The sequence below is a fragment of the Sphingobacteriaceae bacterium GW460-11-11-14-LB5 genome, from assembly GCA_002151545.1.
Lineage (GTDB): Bacteria > Bacteroidota > Bacteroidia > Sphingobacteriales > Sphingobacteriaceae > Pedobacter.
Genome location: CP021237.1, coordinates 3,504,481 through 3,525,093, shown reverse-complemented (window position 1 = coordinate 3,525,093; position 20,613 = coordinate 3,504,481). Strand labels below are relative to the sequence as shown.

Genomic DNA, 20,613 nt, shown 5'->3' with positions numbered 1-20,613 from the left:
AAACATAACTGTAACAAAAAATATTACAATTTATAACAGGTTAATCAATTTTAAAAATTAAATAATATGAAAGTAGCATTAATAGGAGCCTCCGGATTTGTAGGCAAAGCCATTTTGAACGAATTAGTAAGTCGTGGGAATGAAGTGATCGCCATTGCGCGCGATACTGCTAAAATTGAGCATAACGATGATCATGTGCGTAAGATCGCGGTTGATGTTTTAGATACTGAAAAACTAGCAGCAGCTTTAACAGGTGCCGATGCAGTAGTAAGTGCTTTTAACGCAGGTTGGACCAATCCAAATTTATACAACGATACGGTACAGGGCGCAGAGGCCATTCAGGCTGCTGTAAAAGCATCGGGTGTTAAACGTTATATTTTTATCGGTGGAGCGGGTACTTTGCAGATCGATGGTCACCAAATTGTAGATGGCCCTCACTTTCCTGCCGAATACAAACCAGGTGCAACAGCAGTAAGGGATTATTTTAATACCTTAAAGCAAGAGAAAGAATTGGATTGGTTGTTTTTTAGCCCAGCTATTGAGATGCATCAGGGCATCACTACTGGTCGTACCGGAAAATACCGTTTGGGTAAAACAAGTCCGGTTTTTAATGAAGAAGGCCGTTCTATTTTATCAGTGGAAGATTTAGCGATCGTTATTGCCGATGAGCTGGAAAATAATGCACACCACCAGGAGCAGTTTACGGCAGCATATTAGGGATGTAGGATGGAAGATGTGAGAGGGAAAATGTAGGATGGAAGATGTAGAATGGAAGTTGTGAGCTAGTTTGTAGTTGACTACTTTTGGTAAATGGTTGATAGGCTAGTGTACTATCTGCTCGTGGCAATTTTACTATTGACGATGAGCCATCAACCAAAATTTTGTACGTCATAAAGGTTTCCATCTTTCCTTTTACATTTTCCATCTTCCATAATTAGCATTAAGTTCTTATCTTCGTGCCATGTATCGCCTTATTAAACCAATATTCTTCAAATTTGACCCTGAAAACGTACATTATTTTGTAGTTAAGCGGTTAAAATGGTTTAATGATAAATTTCCGCTTGGTAAAACCATTATTCGTAGCAGCTTTGATGTGCATATTAAAGGTTTAGAGCGCGAGGTTTTTGGCATTAAATTCAGAAATCCTGTGGGTTTGGCTGCCGGATTTGACAAAAACGGTGAATATGTAGAGCCGCTTAGCAATTTAGGTTTTGGATTTATTGAAGTGGGTACCGTCACACCAATGCCTCAGCCCGGAAACGATAAACCCCGGATGTTCCGCTTACCTAATGATGAAGCCTTAATTAACCGGATGGGTTTTAACAATAAGGGGGTAGATGTAATGGCCGAGCGTTTGCGCTTGCTAAAAGATAAACATCCTGATATTGTTGTAGGTGGAAACATTGGTAAAAACAAAGCTACCCCAAATGAAGATGCCGTAAGCGACTATATTAAATGTTTCGATCGCCTTTTTGATGTGGTCGATTATTTTGTGGTCAATGTAAGTTCGCCCAATACACCAGGCTTACGCGAACTTCAGGAAAAAGAACCCCTGAAGAAAATCCTCAATACTTTACAGCAACGTAATCGTAAAAACGATATTTCACGTCCGATTTTATTAAAAATTGCGCCTGATTTAACTGATGCGCAATTAGACGATATTATCGAAATTGTTGCGGAAACCAAAATTGCAGGCATTATCGCCACCAATACAACCATTAGCCGGGAAAATCTGGCTACTGAGAAAGATTTAACTGGTGAAACCGGTGGTTTGAGTGGTAAACCTGTTAAAGAACGCTCTACAGAAGTCATTCGTTATCTTTCATCGAAATCAAACAAAGCATTTCCAATTATTGGTGTAGGCGGAATACACTCCGCAAAAGATGCCAAAGAGAAATTAGATGCTGGTGCATCTTTAGTTCAATTGTATACGGGTTTTATATATGAAGGACCAGGCTTGATCAAAAGCATCTGTAAAGAACTGGTTTAAATATAGTCGTCACCTTCACCGAGCCATCACTCGTTTCTTTCCTGCGGGTTTTACGCTATTATCAGGTTTAGTTAGTAAGGTTTGGCTATAAAATCGGGGCTGAAATTGCCAAATAAGCAGAACCAGCCGTTTCTTAATCATTATTAATTTTTTCTTTTTTAGGAAATGAAAGTTCAACGTTTCATGGGTACAGTAGCCCCGCCATCCGCTTTACTTCACCCGATGGAAAAAACCGGGTTCGTGTTCGCTTCTGTCGGGTTTATAAACAACGGCTTGCTTTCAGTGCGCCGACCCAAGTTAAATAAACCCGATTGTCGGGGAGAGCTTCCGATCCTTTACCGATAAATCGGCACTAAATTAGCATCGGAACTCGCACCAAAAGCGGGACTGAAATTGCCAAAAGAACGAGACCCCCATTTCCTAGTGATTATAAAAGTCTTTTATGTTTAGGAAATGAAGGATAGCAGTTCATAGGTACTTGTTTTCCGCCATTCGCCTTATCCCGATTGAAAATAATCGGGATGCTTATGATTGTTTATTTAACAAGGCCTGAATTTTATGATTAAATACGATTTGTCGGGCTTGCTTTAAACAGAGGGATATCATACATGAAATATGCTGATAATAGGTAAAAGACTACTTCTGCCGGCTTACCATCTCATTAATCCAGATGGGCGCAAAGGGGGAGGTACATCCTTTAGAAACAGGATAATCGCGATATATGCCAAGTTTTTCGCCGATGGCTAAAGCGCTTTCTCGATAATCAGGATGGTTAATGCCAATCTGCGCCAATGCGGTGTTCATTGTCCATTGGATTTCTGGGGCTACTTTAGGCATTTCTTTTTCAATCCGATCGAGAATGGCAGGAATGTCTAATCCCTCAGGTGCCCGGCTTATACGTCCGCTGGTTAGGCTCCAGCCTGCCCGGGCCAGCATAATATTACCCGAGTTCATCCACTTTTCACGAAACTGCTCCTTATCCGGGTATTCTTTAACAATGTAGTTGTAAAACCAATCTGCAGCCCAGGTAAAATTTTCTGAAGCGACCATCTGCTCAATTTGTGCTGCCGATAGTGCTTTTGGTTTCAGGATTAAGATGGCAAGCAACCTGGCATCAATATTTTCGGTTTCCCAAAGTTGAAGTGCAAGCTCATGATCGGTTTTGATCTTTTTTGCTACTGCCCTGATGTCGCCCATTTTAACACCAAAAATGTTTTCTCTGGCGCCGTTTTTAATGTGCATGGCACGGACTTTCTCATCTGCCAGTGATTTAAGCTGATCTAATACATTTTTAAGATTCATATACTTTCAAAATAAATGAACAATAATATAAAATTAAGTTTTTGATCTTAAAAAAGATGTCTGTACTTGAAAATATCCAGATGAATTCTTGTAGGAGCATTATTCCGTTCATCTGGTTCCCGTAATTAACGATAACTAAAATCACGCCTCCATTAAATATCTTCCAAAAATACTTAATACTAGGTATTGTGCAGGCCCTGCTTTAAGCATAGATTTAATACAGTTATTAATTAAATCTCTTAAAATAAGCCAGTTATGTTGTATGCCAATGTTCTTGTGGTAACGGGAGCTTCTGAAGCCCAGCTCAATAACATCAAGACGTTTATCGCTCAGTCTGGTGCGATAGTAGAACGGATTGATGCAACTTTTTTTCTGGAAATAACATCCATTGATCTCAGGAAATCATTGATTGCTGAGTTGAATCAACAAGGGTTTACCTATTTATGGTATTTTAATAAAATAGCATCAGGCTCCCGTATCTATACAGGAAAAATAGACCCGGCGCTGTTTGATAAAATTGAAAATATTATGCTTTAATACCCAAAATATGAAAAAAAATATTTTAACGCTGTTGTTCGCTTGTGTTGTATTTTCAGTAAAAGCTCAGAAGAGCTTTAATGATTTCCACGAGTATTATCCGATTGGTGAAGATGCAAATCTAGGTTATAAAACCAGTGTGCTTTCTTCCGAAAAACTTGTTTTCGAAGCAAACCCAAATGTACGTTACAGCTTTTTTAATAATATGGAGAAAGGTTTAATGGAAAAACCCTTGAAAAAGAATGTATTTGCTGCATATGTTGCTTTTAGATCGCAGCTTAGAATGTACGACAGTGAGTCTTTGCCTGTGATTATGCCCTCGTATAGGGTACAGCTTGGTGGCCAAATGATGCGCAGGTTGAATGATAATAATTTTATTGCCATTTCCTTAGAAAGTGGTCATTATTCGAATGGGCAGTCTGGAAGTGCCTTTTCTGAGACCCTAGTTGATGGATCACCGGAAAGTGAGGCGCTTTATAATAAAATTACACCTGAAACCAATCTTTCGGCAATCCTGAACCGTAGAAGTGCGAATTTTTCCACTAATCTAACCGAACTGCTGATTAATTACCGGAATAATAAAAATAGTTCTGAAAATTTACCTTCAAGAACGCATTCTGTTACAGGCGGGCTTTTGTTGTACCATAACCGGTTTTTGGGAGTAGGTAATTTCGGTGGTTTTACCGAAAACGATATTCGGATCTACGGGCGATACCGTTGGCAGCTTCGATATGAATTTATTAAGCAATTGAAAAATGTTCGTGCTTCTGTTGCAGAGCGGATGGAGCTTATTCAAGGTGCGCATCCTTTTGTAGATCCTTTTAGAAGTGAAACCATACTTACCGTTTATCCATTTCCAAAAACGAAAGCGTTTGGTTTTTTTGTCAATTATACTTTTGGACACGATAATTACAATTATCGTTTTGTTGATTCGGGTAGGACATTAAGTTTTGGTATAACCTGGACAATATTTCCGCCCTTCCAGATGAATGTGGATGAATGATGATTGGCAGGTTATTGGAATCTGTTTGATTTATTCTTTTATCCCCTGGTGCATTAAAAATATCCGTGCATAAAAAAAGCATCCTTTGATCAGAAGGATGCTTTAAATCTTTAAGAAGAATTTCTAAAAACTATTTTGCCAAAGTAGCTAAAACAGCATTGTTTTTAGCTAATTGATCGTTTTTAGGTTGTGCAGAGCGGCTTCCTAACTCGATGTTAGTTGCTCTCTTTAAAAATGCTACCTCTTGGTGAGCTGTATTTTTATTTCTTCTGTCTTTTCTTTTTAATCTGGTAACTGCCATGGTAATAACCTTTTAATTATTTTATTTGTACAAATGGAGGTCGAGAGCGGATTCGAACCGCTGTAGAAGGTTTTGCAGACCTCTGCCTAGCCACTCGGCCACTCGACCCTTAAATTCAAGGCTGCAAAAATAGCAATTATTAGTTAGCCCGCAAATAATATCTCAATTTAATTTCGAACTCGCACTAACTCAGCACAAAAGATTGCTGCACTTACGGCCACGTTTAACGATTCGGCTTCTCCAATTCTCGGAATGGTTACCGGTTTATTTATTTTTTTGATCACTTCTGCCGATATTCCCTTTCCTTCATTGCCTAAAATCACCAGTCCTTCAGTTCCCCATTGCGTTTTGTAAATCGATTCGCCATCTAACAATGCCCCAAATACAGGGATGGTATTTTTCTCCAGTAGTGCTGGTAAATCTGCTTCATAAATATTTACCCTTGCCAAAGAGCCCATTGTGGCCTGTACCGTTTTTGGATTGAATACTTCTACACAGTCTGCAGAGCAGATGATATTTTTAAAGCCAAACCAATCGGCCGTTCTGATGATGGTACCCATATTGCCCGGATCCTGAACACCATCTAAAACCAAAGTGAACTGATTTTTCAGCGCTTTTAGATCTAATTCTTTGTTTTTAGGGATGTAGACGAGTGCTAAAAAGCCTTGTGGCGTTTGCAGCGTACTAATCTTGTCTAATTCAGCGTTCTTTACTTCAAATAAGTTTATATTTGCAGGCAATTTGGGTAACAAATTGTATTGTTCGCTGTTGTAAAATATAGTATGGATCTGGTAGTTTGATTGGAAAAATTCTTTTATGGATTTTATACCTTCAACAATAAATAAACCATGTTCTTTACGGTATTTTTTTTGATGTAACGACTTTATAAAACTAATCTGTGATTTTGAAAGCATACCAAAACTCAATAAATATTAAACTGAAAAGCACTGCAATATTACTATTTATTATTGTTTTAATTCAGGCCTGCTCATCAACTAAGTACATTGCCGACTATCAATCGATAGTGAAAAAGGTAACGATCGATAGCGTTGATGCTAAATTTGAAGAACAGGCTTACAATTATGTTCAGAAAGATATCAGACCAGCATCGAAGTTGAGCATCAATGTACCTTTGTACAATTTGTTCAATACAAAAGATGGTCGCTATAAAACCAGCGACATTAAACCATTTGGTACGCCACCAGCCATTCTGGATAGCACATTGGTGGAGATTTCGAGAACACAGATACAAAAATTTTTAAAAAGTAAGGGCTATCGCCAGGCTGAAGTAACTTCGGCCATAAAGATTGCAGATAAAAAGGCCGAAGTTATTTTTAGTGCTAAACCGGGGCCCGCTTATTTTATTAATAAATTGAGCGATTCGATTCCTAATGCAAGTATTAAAAGCCTTTACGAATCGAATAAGGCCAATGTGACACATTTGCACAAAGGCATGCAATATGATGAGGACTCTCTAACTTACGAGCGGGAACAGATTTACCGGATCATGAAAGAAAACGGTTATTTCTATTTCTTAAGACCTTATGTAAATTTCGATGTTTACGGAGCGGAAGCAAACTCTAAAACCAATAAAATTGATTTAACCTTAAATGTAACCGACCCGACTGAAGGATCGCATAAACAATTTAATATTGGCTATACGCACATGATCATTGCTCCAAACCCGGATGGTTTCCCAGATTCTGTGCGCTATAAATTGAGCAAGGATACGATCAACGGGATTGTGTTTACCGATTTTTCTAAGCGGTACAGGCGGAATCCGATTGTGAGGTACGACTTTTTGAAGCAAGGTGAGCTTTATGATATCCGGAATGAGAACCTCACTTATGATCGCTTATATGAGCTTAATATTTTTAAGAATGTAAAAATCGATTATTTTAGACGAGATAGTACCTCAAATAAAGTAAATGCCGTAATCCAGTTGATCCCTCAAAAAGTAATGACTAACCGGGTAGAGGGTGAGGTACCTTTTAACGGTGGTACCGTAGGGTTTAACATCAGTAATACCTACACCAATAACAACCTTTTTAGAGGCGCAGAGCGGTTCGAACTGCAGCTTAAAGGTGGTTTACAATCGCGGATTGGTAACGGAGCGAAGGTTTTTAGTGATATCTATCAGCGTGATTTTTCGATCAGCGCGAGTGTTACGGTGCCAAGGCTGATGATTCCCTTCTATAATCCTACGCTAGGTGGCAACGGAATGCCGCACACTACTTTTTCAAGCAGTTATATCTATGCCCTGCAAAAAGATGTTTCGGTGAGGAGGATTTTCATCAATTCCATTACTTACGACTGGGTTGAAACTAAATCTAAGCTGCACTCTTTTACGCCTTTAAACTTTGAATACCGTTTTGGTAATCTGGATCCCAATGTGGATCCGAATACCGTACTTAACAACCTGTATTATTCCACATTACTGGGACGCAAGGATTTAACCTTAGGGATGAAATATACCTATACCTTAAACGCAAACAAACTGAATGAGTTCAGGTCTTTCGTTTATTTAAGAGCGGGAATGGATATTGCGGGAAATATGCTGCAGGGAATTTCTAAACTCACCGGGGCGAAGAATGACCCGGCAGATAACGATCCAGCCAAAATATTGGGTTTGCCGTTTAATCAGTACATGCGCCCGGAAGTTGATCTGAGGTGGTACAAACACCTCGGTGGTGAAAGGCAGTTTGTTGCCCGTTTAAATGCTGGTGTTGCTTATGCCTACGGCAATTCGGTTTCAACAGGAATTCCTTTTGAGAAACAGTTTTTTGCCGGTGGATCGAGTGGTGTAAGGGCCTGGCAGGCCAGAACCATTGGTCCGGGCAACTATGATAGAGGGCTTTTAAGAAGTGATACCTTACGAAGGGCTTTTTATGGCCTCGATCAGCTTGGGACCATGCGGATTGAAACCAACTTCGAATACCGCTTTACAGTTGCCAAGAAATTTTTTGGTGCAACTTTAAAAGGTGCGGCATTTGTTGATATTGGTAATGTGTGGAATCTACGTAAAGGTGAATCAATTCTCGCAGCAACGCCAGATCTTGACGAACAAACGGTGTTTAAATTGAGCAAATTTGCGCAACAGCTTGCAGTTGGTACCGGTTTAGGCTTAAGGTATGATGTACAGTATTTTGTGTTCAGGTTTGATGTGGGATTAAAACTTAAAGATCCACAGTTTATGGGGTCGGATCAGTGGGTAATCAGTAAGTTTTTCTCAGGTGCCAGAGATTTTAAAAACAATTATAATTTAACACATGCTCCAGATACCTACCGTTTTCTTCAATACAACTTTGGTATTGGCATGCCATTCTAATTAACCGAAAAGGTTTAATGCTTTGGGTTTAGTATCTGGATCTCTAAAAGAGAATTCTTTAAAAGGTTGCCATCTTTTATCCATGTGTTTATAAACTGAAAAGGATGAAACGGGGAACTCGCGTTTAAATTTCCGGTCTTTAAATTCGGCAGAAATCTGCTTAAATATGGGTGGTTTTACATCTCTGAAAGCTAAGGTTAAATGCGGATTAAACTTTTCTTTCTTCTCCAGCAATTTTAAAGGTTGTAATGCTTTAGTGATCTGTTTTTCCAACGCCATCAGTCCTTCATTTTGCTCAACGTCGAGATAAAAGGTATGCTCTAAAAATGAATTGAAGTTTCTAAGCACCTGTGTAAAGGGTTGACTGAAAGAAGCATCTGCTAAAGCACTAAAAAATCTTTTTTCCGCATCAAATGACGACAGCTTTACCGGAGGGTACAGGGTAATGTGCGCAGGGCGTTTTAATGATTCGTATACATTAAATTTCTCTGAAATGTATGTCCTGATCTCGTCGATGTCTTCCACGATAGAAACAGGAGGAACCAAACACACTAAAAATAGATTTTCCATGAATCAAATTTACTAAAAAATTTAGTAAAAAAAAATAATGATTAATCCTTAAAAAACGATTTGTTCTTTTCATACTCGTCAGAAACGAGCGTGAACGCAAAATATTTATTTTTCCGCTCTATGCCGCGGTGGCATGGTACTTTGGAGCGCCAAAGTACCCAAAGCGCTTTGTCAATCCAGCAATGGGCCCTTTACACAATCTCACGTACATCAAAAAAACAACGGCACTTTGTTTTGTGTTCAATGCTCTTTTAAGCTTTAATTCAGTGATTACGAACACAAAACCACTGCGTTTCAGGTTTGTTCGTGCCAATTGTAATGAACTACTCCTGTTTTTTTGATTCTCCCGGCCCTTGGGATTGACGGTGTTCTTCGGTTAAACCTGTAATTTATTAAAGCAAGCTAGCAAAACGTATAAAAAACCCAAACCAAAAGATGTGTCCACACGAAAGGCTTAAGGCACTACAATGGTATTGCTACCTGTAGTAAAATAAACCCGACCGACAGCGTTATCCCGATTTAGGTGATTTCTTTATCATTGTATAATTATATCGGGATTAAGCAAAGGGCGGGACGGGTATAACCGAAGTACCAGAGGCCTTGCTTTTCAAAAAAGAATAAGAGAATTTATAGCATGAGATTGCTTCGGCACGTGCTTGTCCAGTCACGCACTGATGATTTTATTATTTAAAAGCTAAAAACATATCTTAACTTCAGCTTCTTTTATTGGAAGGCAGTTGCAGAGGCTATTGGTTCTCTGTAGTCCCGCTCCCGCTTCTGCCGATTGAAATAACCGGCATCTCGCTTCGATCGGGCTTAAGGGGCTATAACAGTGCTACTATCTGTGGTAAAATAAACCCGACCGACAGTGTTATCCCGATTTAGGTAATTTCTTTATCATTGTATAATTATATCGGGATTAAGCAAAGGGCGGGACGGGTATAACCGAAGCACCACAGGTATTGCTTTTCTGAAAAATAGAACGCATTAAATTTATAGGGAAAGGTTGCTTCGGTTCGCGCTAGCCCAGCCTTGAAATGACGATTTTGGCGAGGGAACCAAGCTATAAGAGTTGACAACTCTTTTCTCCTTACATCAAATCAAATTCTTTAACCCATCAAATATACTTTCGAAAAAGGTAGAAAGGTTTAAGCCATTACTATGGTTAAAATACACGAATACCAAAAATATAATGACCACAAATATGATCAGCTTGCGGAAGGCAAAGGCAATAATAACGAGTATAATGGGAATGATGAAAAGCCATAAACTATTTATGGCGTACGGACTTAAATCGGTATCTTTTTTATACACGTACACCAGTTTGCTGTGTGTGCCGGAGTCGTTTTGATGTTTAATATATACGAAGGTAGATTTATCAATTGGTAAAGGTAACACGGCTATGCCATCGTTAAATTTTAATACCTGTGTAAAACCACTTACGCTAAAAGTATAGGTTCCGTTTATATTTTCGTTGGGGTTGTTTAACGAATCGGCAGCTATAATGGCCAGCTTATTGTTTTTAAGCAAATTCTCTTTTACCAGAAAATTATTGATTGCTGCGGTTTGTGCAAAGCTGAAAAGCCCGATTAAGCACAGCGAAAGCATGAGTAAGATTCGTTTCATTCGATAGAACGTTTATTGTAAATTAAATAACCGATATGCAATAATACACCATTTCTTTTAACAGCATCATTATATAAATTATAACTTAGGCTAACCGGCCCCAGCGGTGAGTGATAAACCAGGTCAGCAGTACCTGCATAGCGTATTTTTGTAATGGGCTTTGCATAATTTATATCCTGGAAATTATTCAGCTCAAACTCTTTATGCGGTAAAAATAAATAACCTTCTAATCTAAAGTCTAGATTTTTTTTAACATTATAAATGTTTTTTATGCCGCCGGCGGCATAGGTAGTTGCCCTAAACTTATCCAGAAATAACGAGCGGCTATCTTGCAGGGGGTAGAAGGCCGGAGCGGTTAAAAGTGTTGCGTAATAATTGCTAAATAAGGGTTGGTTTGAAATAACACCTTCAATAATATAACCCAAAGTATATTTTTTAAGGTGTAAAAAGTAGTTTTCCTGAGTGAGCTTAATGCTGCCCCATTGATGCAGCCGGCTACTGCCGGGAATTTTCACAAAACCTGGGGTATTGCGGAAAATATTACCAGGATTATAATTTTCGCGACCTGTAGTATAGTTAAAACTTAGCGAAAAGCTTTGCCCATTGGTGGCATATTGTTTTCTGTTCAGCGAGTTTTTTTCAAAGTTTAAAGAACCTCTGAAGCCATTAAATATGGTTTGATCTAATAAATCGCCTACGGCAAAGGTATTGTTTGGGCTGTAACGGTCATTGTTGTTGATAAATGTAGCGTGGAGCACAATTTTGGTGTTGTAATTTAAAGGCATTCCCATCATGAGATCAATCTTACGGTCGGATTGTTCGATGTAAATGGGGCGTGGGTTTTCGATAAAGATCTGGCTGGTATTATAGAAATTCCAGTGATTATAGGTTAACTCGGCCGCCAAAAATAAGGGTAGCCTGGTTGGATAATCTACCCGGCCATTTACCTGTACCGATTCGTAAAAACGGCCGGAGTAAAAGCTGGTTCCAAAAGTGTAAGATTTACGGTTGAGGTAATTGTACTGAGCGCCCAAAAAAACATTGCTGATGGGTCTTGTAGAGATATTGCCGCCTAATTCGAGTTTGAAACTCTTTTTGGGCTGTGCAACCACCTCAAAAGTATAACTGTCTGTTGCCGCCTGATAAGAGATTTTAGGATATACCGTTTCGAAAGTTTGATCGGCAACCAGTTTATAATACCCACGTTTAATGTCTTGTAGGTTAAAACTAACTTTATCGCTCTTAAAAAGCCTTTCTACATATTTTTTTTGCTGGCTGTTTACGCCTGTTACGATGATGTTGCTGAATTTTAAATCTGGTTTTTTTGCATTAAATTTTTCCCTTCTTTTTGCCAGTTCTTCGTCACTCACCCTTTTGCTGATTAACGCTTTAATTCTTGGCATATCGGCTATTGTTGCATCATAGCCTTTTTTGATCAGTTCTTCTACCGGAGCAAAATTAGTTACACTATAAGTAGCTAAATTGGGTTGGATGTATACACCGTTTTTTCCGATCATGGTAGAATCTGATTTGGAAAGAAACATGTAGACCAAAAAGCGGTTCATTAAACGATCGTCGATGTTTTTAGGATATTCGTTGTAGGTTTTTGACGAAACATTGGCGCCGATAACGAAATCAGGTTTAAAATCTCTTTCCATTACATCGGCAGGGAAATTATTGTACAGGCCCCCGTCAAAAACATATTTTCCGTCTAATTTAATCGGACGATAGATGATCGGAACCGTCATGGTTGCCCTTACTGCTTCGGCTAAACTCCCCTTGCTTACGGTGATACTTTTTTGCGAAAGCACATCTGCCACCATACAGCGATAGGGAACAAAAAGATTATCGAAATTATCTTTAGAAACAGCAGAAGCCTGCGAAAAGAGCTCAAGAAAAGCAAAATTTAACGGGATATCGTTAATCAGGTTAGAACGGAAACTAAAATGAAAACCCGTATCAATAGCCACTTTTGCAGTAAGCATAGAAGCATTGGGCGCATTTTTCTGGAAGTAATAGGTGTAATCGCTGGTGTATCGACCATTTACCCAATTTTGGAAGTCGTTGCTCAGTGCAATTTTTTCTATCTCTGCAGGGCTATAACCTGCGGCATACATGGCACCAACAATGCCACCCATCGATGTGCCTGTAATGTAATCGATAGGGATGTGGTTTTCTTCCAGCGCCTTTAAGGTGCCAATGTGCGCCAATCCTTTTGCACCACCACCGCTAAACACAAGACCTACCTTTTGCGCCTGCAATTGGTTACAGCACAGAACGAAGAGTATCAGCAAAGATCTTTTAAAAGTTACCACTTCCTAAAAATAGGGTTTTCTTTTAAAATTAATTCAATATGAAAATGTTGTACGTTAAAAATGATGCAAAAGTTACCCAAAGGATGTAGGGGATAAATATTAAACCTGCCCATTTGTTTATTTTATAGAACATGGATGCATTAACCACAATGACAATCAACAATAAAATAATTTCGGCCAGGGCAAAGCCTATCTCATGCAGGTAAAAGAAAATAAATGACCAGCCTAGATTTAAAATTAACTGGATAAGGTAAATCGCAACTGTTCGTGGGAAATGAACAATTTTATCGCGCCTGATCCATACCAGATAAGCAGCGATGCCAATAAGGACATAAAGTGTCGTCCAAACGGGTGCAAAAAGCCAGTTTGGTGGATTAAAGGATGGTTTGTTTAATGTGGGGTACCAGGTTTTAACCGATTGGGCGGTTGCCCAGCCTCCTAAAGCACCAACCCCCAGTGTGATGGCAATATTAACAATAAAAGCTAAAGGTTTAAATTTCATACGCTAAATTTGGATTTAAACAACGGCAAACCCTAAATGTTTTATCATCTGCCAATACCCGGCACTACCGGCAGGCTTTCAGTATCGTCATTTCCGATACTTTGAACGGCAAATAAATAATTGTCTTTACTGTAAGGCAATCTTAATTCGGTGGATGAGGTGAAAAATTTCTTTTCCCAAACGGCGCTGCTGGTTTCGCGCATTAAAACATAATAACCCTTTACACTACCATTAGCAGGTGCTTTCCAGTATAAAAAGGTAGCGTTACTCAGGTTTTTGACATCAACTTTTACTTCTGTAGGACTTGATGGGGCTTTAGCCAGATTGGCCAAAACAGCAATATTTACACCTGTATTTTTACGTAAATATTCGAAATCCATAAATTCCTGAAGGTCGCCGTATTTAATACCTTTCTCCGTTCTAAGGTCCTGGTGCTGGTGATCGAAGTTTTCGTTCATTTCAGTGATGCGCACTGCAGTAAATCCATTTTCTACGAATGGGGTATGGTCTCCGCCGCGGAGGAACCTGTCGTTTCTGTAAATTAACTTAACTTCCAACTGATCTACATAACGCTCGCCGATTTCTTTAACATATCGTGCCAACTGACGGCTTTTACCATCATTCTCTAAACCAAACTGACGGATGCTTTTTGCATTTTTATCCAGGTCGAAGCTGGGTAAACCTTCGCTAAATACGCGTAACCTGGTATTATCGATGATTTGTGTTTCGCTACTGTTGTTGCTGCCAATCATATCATTGTTTAACATGGCATCTACATTCCAGTTTTCTTTTTTTGCTTTTGCAGCCATAAAACCAGAGCCTAATAAAGATTGTTCTTCGCCACTCACCGCTACAAAAATTATGGTTGCTGAAAATTTATACTGACTCATAATCCTTGCAGCCTCAATTACCCCTGCAACGCCACTGCCATCATCATTGGCACCTGGCGCATTACTGGTTCTGTTCATTACATCGGTAACACGGCTATCGAGGTGCCCGCTCACCACATAAACGCGTTTATCGTTTACATCAGTGCCTTTCAGTATGGCTACAGCATTGCCCAAAAGGGTAGGCTGGTCTACTCTTTTGCCATCAGGTTTAAAAGTAATGGTATCGAGGTATGCGGTAAGCCTGCCATCGCTTTGTTTTGCAAACTGATTAAATTTATTCAGCACCCAGTTTCTGGCCGCTCCAATTCCTTTTGTTTTGCTTTTAATATCACTGAGCGTATTTCTTGTTCCGAATGAAACCATTTTACTGATATACGATTTTAGAGAATCCTGGTTGACGGCCTTAACCATTTTATCAATATCCTGATTTCGGTTAACCACAATCTGAGCCTGCAGAGATAAACTTAAAGCAACAAAAAGTAGGGGTATAGAGAATTTTTTCATATATCTTTTTTTTCAGAAATGATGATTTTATTTCAAGCGAATATATTGAATGATTCCTTGAATACGGATAGTTAAAGCCCAATCACTTGTAACATTTTGGGCATAAAAAAAGCCCTTTGAAATTAATCAAAGGACCTGAATTTAATTTTAATATTACCTTGCCACAGTTAATGCAAGTTCTTGTGTCCGGTTCCAGTTGCCAAAAGCTTTTTTAGCTGATGCTTTGGCTGTATTTAATTCAACATCACCTGCAATGGTTAAAAAGGTTTTTTCCGGAGAAATCTGGCTGTAAAAGTTTTTTACATCGGCCAGGGTTAATGCATTAATCGAATTTTCATTTACCGTTTGGTCGTAATCGTAATCCTGCAATTTTATACTGGCAATTAATTTTGCTTTAGCGGTATTAAAAGTTTTTTGATCGAAATTGGCATGTTGAATAACCGAAGCCATTGTTGCCAGGTCTTTATCCAGATCAGCATTTGATGTAGCCAGTTTACCGCTGTTATCCTTAAAGCTAATATTTGCGTTTTTGCTTACGTTTTCGTTTAACACGGCATTTAACAACTCCACTATACCATCTTTTTTGCCTTCAAAGGCTTTAGTATCTAAGGTGAAGCTCGAATATGCCTTTGGCGAACGTTCATTTTCCGAAATAATGATATTCATGCCATTCTTAAGTTTATAGCTAACAGGCTCCTTAAAGTTTTGCGCTTTCGCACTGTAAACGGATAGGATACTTAATGTAGCGAATGCGATTGTTCTAATTTTGTTCATTTTGTTTTTTATTTTTTATGATTGACGATTGCTGTTAAATACTATACAAATCTACTCCTGGATGTTTGTTTTGACTATATCTAGTCTTTAGAAAGGCAAAAAACCTAGACGAATGGGGCAATGCGCGCGTTGAAAATGGGGAAAATTTTCTACAAATATAGATTTTATTCATTTTGTTCATTATTTATTTATCAAAATATTCCTGCAGGTTATGCTTAGTTTTAATTACAACGATAATCCCATAGTAATGAATTGTTTAATAGTTGATGATCATGTAATCGCCAGGCGGGTAGTAAGCCACCTTTTGCAGGTTGATCCAGCTTTAAAATTGATTGCTGAATGCGAAAATGCCGCCGAGGCTTATCGAAATTTAGCCGTTCATAAAATAGACTTACTCTTGCTTGATATCGAGATGCCGGGCATATCAGGGATAGAGCTGGTTAAAGGCCTGGGTGATACACGTCCGCTGATTATATTTATTACTTCTAAAAAAGATTATGCGGCCACTGCGTTTGATTTGAATGTTGTTGACTTTATTACCAAACCGATCACCCCAGACCGGTTTTTAATCGCCATAAATAAGGCAAAGGAAATTCATAACATCCAAAACTTATTTTTGAATAACCAGCAAGACGATTTTGTTTTTATCAGGGATTCCGGTGTAATCAGGCGTATTAAACTAGACGATATTAATTATCTGGAGGCCAAAGGCGACTATGTAAAGATTTACTTAAATGAAAAAGTATATTCTGTACACTCTTCTTTAAAATCTATTGAAGACAAGCTGCCCGGACAGACTTTTTTGCGTGTACATCGTTCGTTCATTATCAATGTAGGCAAAATAGATACGGTTGAAGGGAATACTTTGATTATGCATAAAAATTTCGTCCCCGTATCCGACGCGTATAAAATGATCCTGAATAAGAGAATACAGATATTATAACCAAAGCAATTGATGAAAGAGAATAAAACAAACGATCAGGAGTTGAACAGCATAGTTGACGTTTTAGTTGTGGATGATCAGGCAATGGATCAAAAAAACTTATCAGATTATCTTAAAGAATACGATGTTCGTTTTGCGATAGCCTCGAATACTAACGAGGCGATCAAAATTTTAGCAGATTATCCCTGCAGGCTAATTTTGATTGCTGCCAACCTGTTGGAAGATGATTCGTTTAATATTGTACAGAAAATAAGGGCCGGTTCGCCGTCTGATGTTTCAATTGTAGCCATAATAGAAAAAGATTTAGAGGAGCTAAAAGCAAAATGTTTTAATGCAGGATTAGATGGCTGTTTTACTAAACCAATCTCGCGAATTGAGCTGGTGGGTGTTTTAACCCATTTTTTACCGGATGAGGTATTGTCGACCAAAAATATTCAGGTTAAACATGAGGTAGAGGGTTATAAGGCTATTGATTTAGGTTATCTGAAAGAAATAAGCATGGGAGATATTGCTTACGAAAAGGAAATAACAGAAAAATTCATTGAAATTGTTTCAGAAGAAATTAATGATTTAAATAATTGTTTGGTCGCCGGGGACTATGAAAAACTAAAACGTATTGCACATAAAATGCTTTCAACCATTTATGTGATGGGTTTAGGACCTAAATTAAGCGCACACCTGCAAGCCATTGAGGATGATGATTTAACTAGCGATCAATACCGGTATCGGGTAGAATTGATTGCCATGATCTGCGAAAAGGCCAAAGAAGAGGCACAGGTGTTTTTAGAACAATAACCTGTGCTTTTTCTTAGTTATAAGGTTTTAGTTATTGATATATGAAAATTTTCAGGAAGCATACAGGTGATCTGATGCTGCTTTTAAACTGATATCCTCAATAAAATCTTTTATCTCTCTTATGGTTTCTTCAGGTTCGCTAATGTGCGGAAAGTGTCCTGTGGCTTTCATCACAACCAAAAAATTATCTGGTGTATTTTTATGGATAAATTCGCCTACCGATAACGGCGCCATGATATCGTTCGAACTTTGCAGGGTAAGACTTGGCACTTCGAGGTTTTTTAATTTGTCTCTATAATCAGCCTTAAAGGTAGCCATTGCAAAGGCCAGCGCCACACTTGGGTCGGTAGCTTCAAAACATTCCTGTAAAAAATCAGCCAGTTCAGGTTTTAAAGGGCTATCCATCACCACTGGTGCCAATTGTTTGCTCCAGGCAATGTAATCATCGGCTATGTGCTCAAATATGGTTTCAATATCTGCTGCATTAAATCCACCGATATAATCATGATCATTTAAATATCTTGGCGAAGGACCGATAAAAATTAGTTTTTTAAATACTTCTGGCATTTGTAGTGCGGCAATCATGCCTATCATACTGCTTACGGAGTGCCCGACAAATATAATGTTGGTCAAATCAAGCGCTTCTATAATGTCGATTATATCACAGGCATATCCTTCGAGTGTAGCATATTTTCGTTGGTCGTATTGGCTTAGGTCCGAATCACCCGATCCAACATAATCAAACAGTATTACTTTGTAATCTTGAAGAAAAGCATCTGTAATAAATTTCCAGGAACTTTGCGCACAGCCGAAGCCGTGGGCAAACACAATTACCTGGTTACCTTCGCCCAGGATTTTTACGTTATTTCTGATGAGTATTGGATGCAAAATGTTTGGTTTTAATTCTATATTAAGTTAAGTAATATTATTTGTTTTTTTTAAAAAATAAATAATGAACGAAATGCACTGATCACCGAATATTTTATGTTTTGCACTTAATTGTTATCTTGCGATATATCTAACTAAAACGATTAAGTTGTATGAGAAACAGTATTTCTATATTATTGATATTATGCTTTTCAGCATTTTACGCACAAAGCCAGGTAAACCTAAAAGCATTTAAAACCAACGGCGCTACCGTTTCTTCCAGTCAGAAAGAAATTGTGCTTACCTGGCCGGCTGGTAAAGGATCCTTAGGTAAAATGATTTTAGATCTTGATCGTTCCAAACCCTTATTCAAACGTTTGTTGTTAGGTAAACAAGGCAGCTTTAAAGAAGTTGCAGCTAATCTCGACCCTGCATTTGTGCTGAGAATAGGCAAACGTACCTTAAGTCCGGCCAGTGGGGGCTGGGATGTGTTTTTCGACCGCGTTCCAACAAGGCCATATACCACAAATGTTGTAAAGTTCGAAAAAGGAGCAGCCAGTGTTTCTACGAAGGGGTCACAAACTGTGGTGAGAATCAATGGCGTTCAGTGCGAAACATTTAGCGGTGCTTTAGAAATAACTCTTTACAATGGAAGCCCTTTGTTTAATGTAGCTGCTGTGGTATCTACCCCAAAAGACTCAACTGCTATTTTGTACGATGCCGGCTTGACGAGCAAAAAAGACGCCTGGACCAATATTGCATGGAGCGATGTGCAAGGTGCTCTGCAGCGGGAGAAAGCTGTTAAAACAGATCCAGCTAAAAACCTGGAAGTAAAATACCGCACGGTTATTGGCGAAAATACCGGAGGAAGTTTGGCTGTTTTTCCTGCTCCACATCAATATTTCTATCCTTTGGATGAAGCTTTTAACCTAAAATTTACCTGGAAAGGAAGCAACTACTTAAATTTGATTCCCGATTTTGGAATCGGTATTCGCCAGGATCCTTTGGGAGATAAACGTTATGTGCCTTGGTTTAATGCGCCACCAAATACCCAGCAGCGCCTTAACTTTTTCTGTTTATTGAGCGGCGGAACGGCAAATACAGCTTTAGCAAAAGTTAAAAAGTTTACGCATAACGATACCTATGTGCCCTTGGCAGGTTATAAAACCATGGCGAGCCATTTCCACAATGAGTTTATTTCGGATATAGTGCTGAGCGGAAAAGCCGTTCCGGAAAAGCCCGAATTTGTTGAGGTATTGAAAAAAGCAGGTTTAAATATTGTTAAGCTTGCCGAATTTCACGGACCAGGCCATCCCAAAGGGCCAGATTCAGTTCGTTTAAAGGAATTAGATGCCTTGTTTAAACAAACCAAAAGGTTATCTGACCCTAATTTTTTATTGTTACCGGGAGAAGAAGCCAATAATTTTTACGGCGGACATTGGCTGGCATTTTTTCCTAAACCAGTTTATTGGGTGATGTCGAGAAAAAGCGATATGCCTTTCGAAACGAACGATCCGAAATATGGTAAAGTTTACCACATTAACGATAAAGCAGAAATGCTTAAACTATTGGAACAAGAACATGGTTTAGCCTGGACTGCCCATGCCAGAACAAAAGCATCAACAGGTTATCCGGACAAATATAAAGAAGAAGACTTTTTTAAATCGGAGACTTTTATGGGAGCAGCCTGGAAAGCCATTCCCGGCGATCTTTCGTTGCCAACATTGAGTAAAAGAGTACTAAACCTGATGGATGATATGGCCAATTGGGGATTAAAAAAACATGTCATTTCTGAAGCCGACATCTTTACCATAACCGAACAAAATGAAATGTATGCACACTTAAATGTGAATTATTTACAGCTAGACAAGGTGCCAAATTATGCTGATGGCTGGCAGCCTGTTTTAGATGTAATGCAGCAAGGAAAGTTTTTTGTCTCTACTGGAGAGGTATTAATTCCAACATTCAACATTAATGGTAAAGGTGCAGGAGAGACGTTAAAAATTGACCAATCTGGTAAAACGATGGTAAACATGCAGCTCAACTGGACATTTCCCTTAAGTTTTGTCGAAATAGTATCGGGTGATGGAGCGAAGGTTTACCGCAACCGCATTAATTTGAATGCTACCCAGGCTTTTGGCAAAAAGGATTTCAGTTGGCCAATCAATTTAAAGGGCCGTAAATGGGTAAGGGTAGAGGCCTGGGATATTGCAACCAATGGTGCTTTTACGCAAATGGTTTGGCTGGAGTAGTTTTAATGTCATTCTGAGCGTAGCGAAGAATCTCTAAGCGATGAAACACAAAAAATTATACAATTTGTCATCCCAAGTGAATTTTGTTTTTTTTGGAGCGCAATGCCTGTAATG

At 38.8% G+C, this 20,613-nt stretch carries 18 protein-coding genes and 1 tRNA gene; 8 read left to right on the top strand and 11 right to left on the bottom strand.

The genetic code is table 11. The features are described 5' to 3' along the window. Nucleotides 1–66: 66 nt before the first annotated feature. Together CA265_14010 and CA265_14005 are read left to right on the top strand one after the other, a co-directional pair. Nucleotides 67–717: a histidine kinase gene (locus tag CA265_14010; GenBank protein ID ARS40709.1), complete on the top strand. Its 651-nt coding sequence runs from the start codon at nucleotides 67–69 to the stop codon at nucleotides 715–717. 244 nt (nucleotides 718–961) lie between these two features. Further along, a complete protein-coding gene (locus tag CA265_14005; GenBank protein ID ARS40708.1) occupies nucleotides 962–1,990 on the top strand; it encodes a dihydroorotate dehydrogenase (quinone) in 1,029 nt (342 codons plus the stop codon). Nucleotides 1,991–2,626: 636 nt separating this feature from the next. On the opposite strand, the gene CA265_14000 is transcribed toward CA265_14005, so the two are convergent. After that, entirely contained in the window at nucleotides 2,627–3,292 is a 666-nt protein-coding gene (locus CA265_14000; protein ID ARS40707.1) for a DNA alkylation repair protein, read from the bottom strand. A 255-nt stretch (nucleotides 3,293–3,547) separates the two neighbouring features. Here CA265_14000 and CA265_13995 point away from each other — a divergent pair, with 255 nt between their 5' ends. Together CA265_13995 and CA265_13990 are read left to right on the top strand one after the other, a co-directional pair. After that, nucleotides 3,548–3,829, top strand: coding sequence for a hypothetical protein (locus CA265_13995; GenBank protein ID ARS40706.1), 282 nt, complete (start codon nucleotides 3,548–3,550; stop codon nucleotides 3,827–3,829). A 10-nt stretch (nucleotides 3,830–3,839) separates the two neighbouring features. After that, a complete protein-coding gene (locus tag CA265_13990; GenBank protein ID ARS40705.1) occupies nucleotides 3,840–4,832 on the top strand; it encodes a hypothetical protein in 993 nt (330 codons plus the stop codon). Between the two features lie 130 nt (nucleotides 4,833–4,962). Here CA265_13990 and CA265_13985 read toward each other — a convergent pair whose 3' ends face one another. From CA265_13985 to CA265_13975, 3 genes are all read right to left on the bottom strand, one after another. Next, nucleotides 4,963–5,133 (bottom strand): spore protein, encoded by a 171-nt coding sequence (locus tag CA265_13985; protein ARS40704.1) that lies wholly within the window; start codon nucleotides 5,131–5,133, stop codon nucleotides 4,963–4,965. A gap of 34 nt (nucleotides 5,134–5,167) precedes the next feature. Continuing rightward, nucleotides 5,168–5,241 (bottom strand) — tRNA-Cys (locus CA265_13980). A gap of 59 nt (nucleotides 5,242–5,300) precedes the next feature. Further along, nucleotides 5,301–6,047 carry an RNA methyltransferase gene (locus CA265_13975; protein ARS40703.1) on the bottom strand — a complete coding sequence of 249 codons (747 nt, stop codon included), beginning with the start codon at nucleotides 6,045–6,047 and terminating at the stop codon, nucleotides 5,301–5,303. Here CA265_13975 and CA265_13970 point away from each other — a divergent pair. Next, nucleotides 6,038–8,461, top strand: a complete 2,424-nt coding sequence (locus CA265_13970; GenBank protein ARS40702.1) for a hypothetical protein — start codon at nucleotides 6,038–6,040, stop codon at nucleotides 8,459–8,461. The two genes, CA265_13975 and CA265_13970, sit on opposite strands and share 10 nt — an antisense overlap. Here the strand turns inward: CA265_13970 and CA265_13965 are convergent, their stop codons facing one another. The 6 genes from CA265_13965 to CA265_13940 all read right to left on the bottom strand — a co-directional run bounded on the left by CA265_13965 (nucleotide 8,462) and on the right by CA265_13940 (nucleotide 15,642). After that, complete coding sequence (locus CA265_13965) at nucleotides 8,462–9,031, bottom strand: hypothetical protein (GenBank protein ID ARS40701.1); 570 nt, start codon at nucleotides 9,029–9,031, stop codon at nucleotides 8,462–8,464. It lies immediately after the preceding gene. Between the two features lie 1,095 nt (nucleotides 9,032–10,126). After that, nucleotides 10,127–10,657, bottom strand: coding sequence for a hypothetical protein (locus tag CA265_13960; GenBank protein ARS40700.1), 531 nt, complete (start codon nucleotides 10,655–10,657; stop codon nucleotides 10,127–10,129). Continuing rightward, the gene (locus CA265_13955) at nucleotides 10,654–12,945 is read right to left on the bottom strand and encodes a patatin (GenBank protein ARS42994.1); all 2,292 of its coding nucleotides are present in this window, start codon (nucleotides 12,943–12,945) and stop codon (nucleotides 10,654–10,656) included. Before CA265_13955 ends, CA265_13960 begins: the two co-directional genes overlap by 4 nt. 55 nt (nucleotides 12,946–13,000) lie before the next feature. After that, nucleotides 13,001–13,474, bottom strand: coding sequence for a TspO protein (locus CA265_13950; protein ID ARS40699.1), 474 nt, complete (start codon nucleotides 13,472–13,474; stop codon nucleotides 13,001–13,003). A 44-nt stretch (nucleotides 13,475–13,518) separates the two neighbouring features. Beyond that, nucleotides 13,519–14,868, bottom strand: a complete 1,350-nt coding sequence (locus CA265_13945; protein ARS40698.1) for a peptidase M28 — start codon at nucleotides 14,866–14,868, stop codon at nucleotides 13,519–13,521. 153 nt (nucleotides 14,869–15,021) lie between these two features. Continuing rightward, complete coding sequence (locus tag CA265_13940) at nucleotides 15,022–15,642, bottom strand: hypothetical protein (GenBank protein ID ARS40697.1); 621 nt, start codon at nucleotides 15,640–15,642, stop codon at nucleotides 15,022–15,024. Nucleotides 15,643–15,889: 247 nt separating this feature from the next. Here CA265_13940 and CA265_13935 point away from each other — a divergent pair, with 247 nt between their 5' ends. Further along, the gene (locus tag CA265_13935) at nucleotides 15,890–16,585 is read left to right on the top strand and encodes a DNA-binding response regulator (protein ARS42993.1); all 696 of its coding nucleotides are present in this window, start codon (nucleotides 15,890–15,892) and stop codon (nucleotides 16,583–16,585) included. Nucleotides 16,586–16,597: 12 nt separating this feature from the next. After that, the gene (locus CA265_13930; GenBank protein ID ARS40696.1) at nucleotides 16,598–17,380 is read left to right on the top strand and encodes a hypothetical protein; all 783 of its coding nucleotides are present in this window, start codon (nucleotides 16,598–16,600) and stop codon (nucleotides 17,378–17,380) included. A 51-nt stretch (nucleotides 17,381–17,431) separates the two neighbouring features. Here CA265_13930 and CA265_13925 read toward each other — a convergent pair whose 3' ends face one another. Then, the gene (locus CA265_13925) at nucleotides 17,432–18,268 is read right to left on the bottom strand and encodes an alpha/beta hydrolase (protein ARS40695.1); all 837 of its coding nucleotides are present in this window, start codon (nucleotides 18,266–18,268) and stop codon (nucleotides 17,432–17,434) included. Nucleotides 18,269–18,420: 152 nt separating this feature from the next. Between CA265_13925 and CA265_13920 the strand changes: the two genes are divergently transcribed. After that, the gene (locus tag CA265_13920; GenBank protein ID ARS40694.1) at nucleotides 18,421–20,499 is read left to right on the top strand and encodes a hypothetical protein; all 2,079 of its coding nucleotides are present in this window, start codon (nucleotides 18,421–18,423) and stop codon (nucleotides 20,497–20,499) included. Nucleotides 20,500–20,613 lie beyond the last annotated feature (114 nt).

Bases quoted from the DNA above. Each gene is read 5' to 3' on its own strand.
- CA265_14010 (ARS40709.1), top strand. From the start codon at position 67: ATGAAAGTAGCATTAATAGGAGCCTCCGGATTTGTAGGCAAAGCCATT.
- CA265_14005 (ARS40708.1), top strand. From the start codon at position 962: ATGTATCGCCTTATTAAACCAATATTCTTCAAATTTGACCCTGAAAAC.
- CA265_14000 (ARS40707.1), bottom strand. From the start codon at position 3,292: ATGAATCTTAAAAATGTATTAGATCAGCTTAAATCACTGGCAGATGAG.
- CA265_13995 (ARS40706.1), top strand. From the start codon at position 3,548: ATGTTGTATGCCAATGTTCTTGTGGTAACGGGAGCTTCTGAAGCCCAG.
- CA265_13990 (ARS40705.1), top strand. From the start codon at position 3,840: ATGAAAAAAAATATTTTAACGCTGTTGTTCGCTTGTGTTGTATTTTCA.
- CA265_13985 (ARS40704.1), bottom strand. From the start codon at position 5,133: ATGGCAGTTACCAGATTAAAAAGAAAAGACAGAAGAAATAAAAATACA.
- CA265_13975 (ARS40703.1), bottom strand. From the start codon at position 6,047: ATGCTTTCAAAATCACAGATTAGTTTTATAAAGTCGTTACATCAAAAA.
- CA265_13965 (ARS40701.1), bottom strand. From the start codon at position 9,031: ATGGAAAATCTATTTTTAGTGTGTTTGGTTCCTCCTGTTTCTATCGTG.
- CA265_13960 (ARS40700.1), bottom strand. From the start codon at position 10,657: ATGAAACGAATCTTACTCATGCTTTCGCTGTGCTTAATCGGGCTTTTC.
- CA265_13950 (ARS40699.1), bottom strand. From the start codon at position 13,474: ATGAAATTTAAACCTTTAGCTTTTATTGTTAATATTGCCATCACACTG.
- CA265_13945 (ARS40698.1), bottom strand. From the start codon at position 14,868: ATGAAAAAATTCTCTATACCCCTACTTTTTGTTGCTTTAAGTTTATCT.
- CA265_13940 (ARS40697.1), bottom strand. From the start codon at position 15,642: ATGAACAAAATTAGAACAATCGCATTCGCTACATTAAGTATCCTATCC.
- CA265_13935 (ARS42993.1), top strand. From the start codon at position 15,890: ATGAATTGTTTAATAGTTGATGATCATGTAATCGCCAGGCGGGTAGTA.
- CA265_13930 (ARS40696.1), top strand. From the start codon at position 16,598: ATGAAAGAGAATAAAACAAACGATCAGGAGTTGAACAGCATAGTTGAC.
- CA265_13920 (ARS40694.1), top strand. From the start codon at position 18,421: ATGAGAAACAGTATTTCTATATTATTGATATTATGCTTTTCAGCATTT.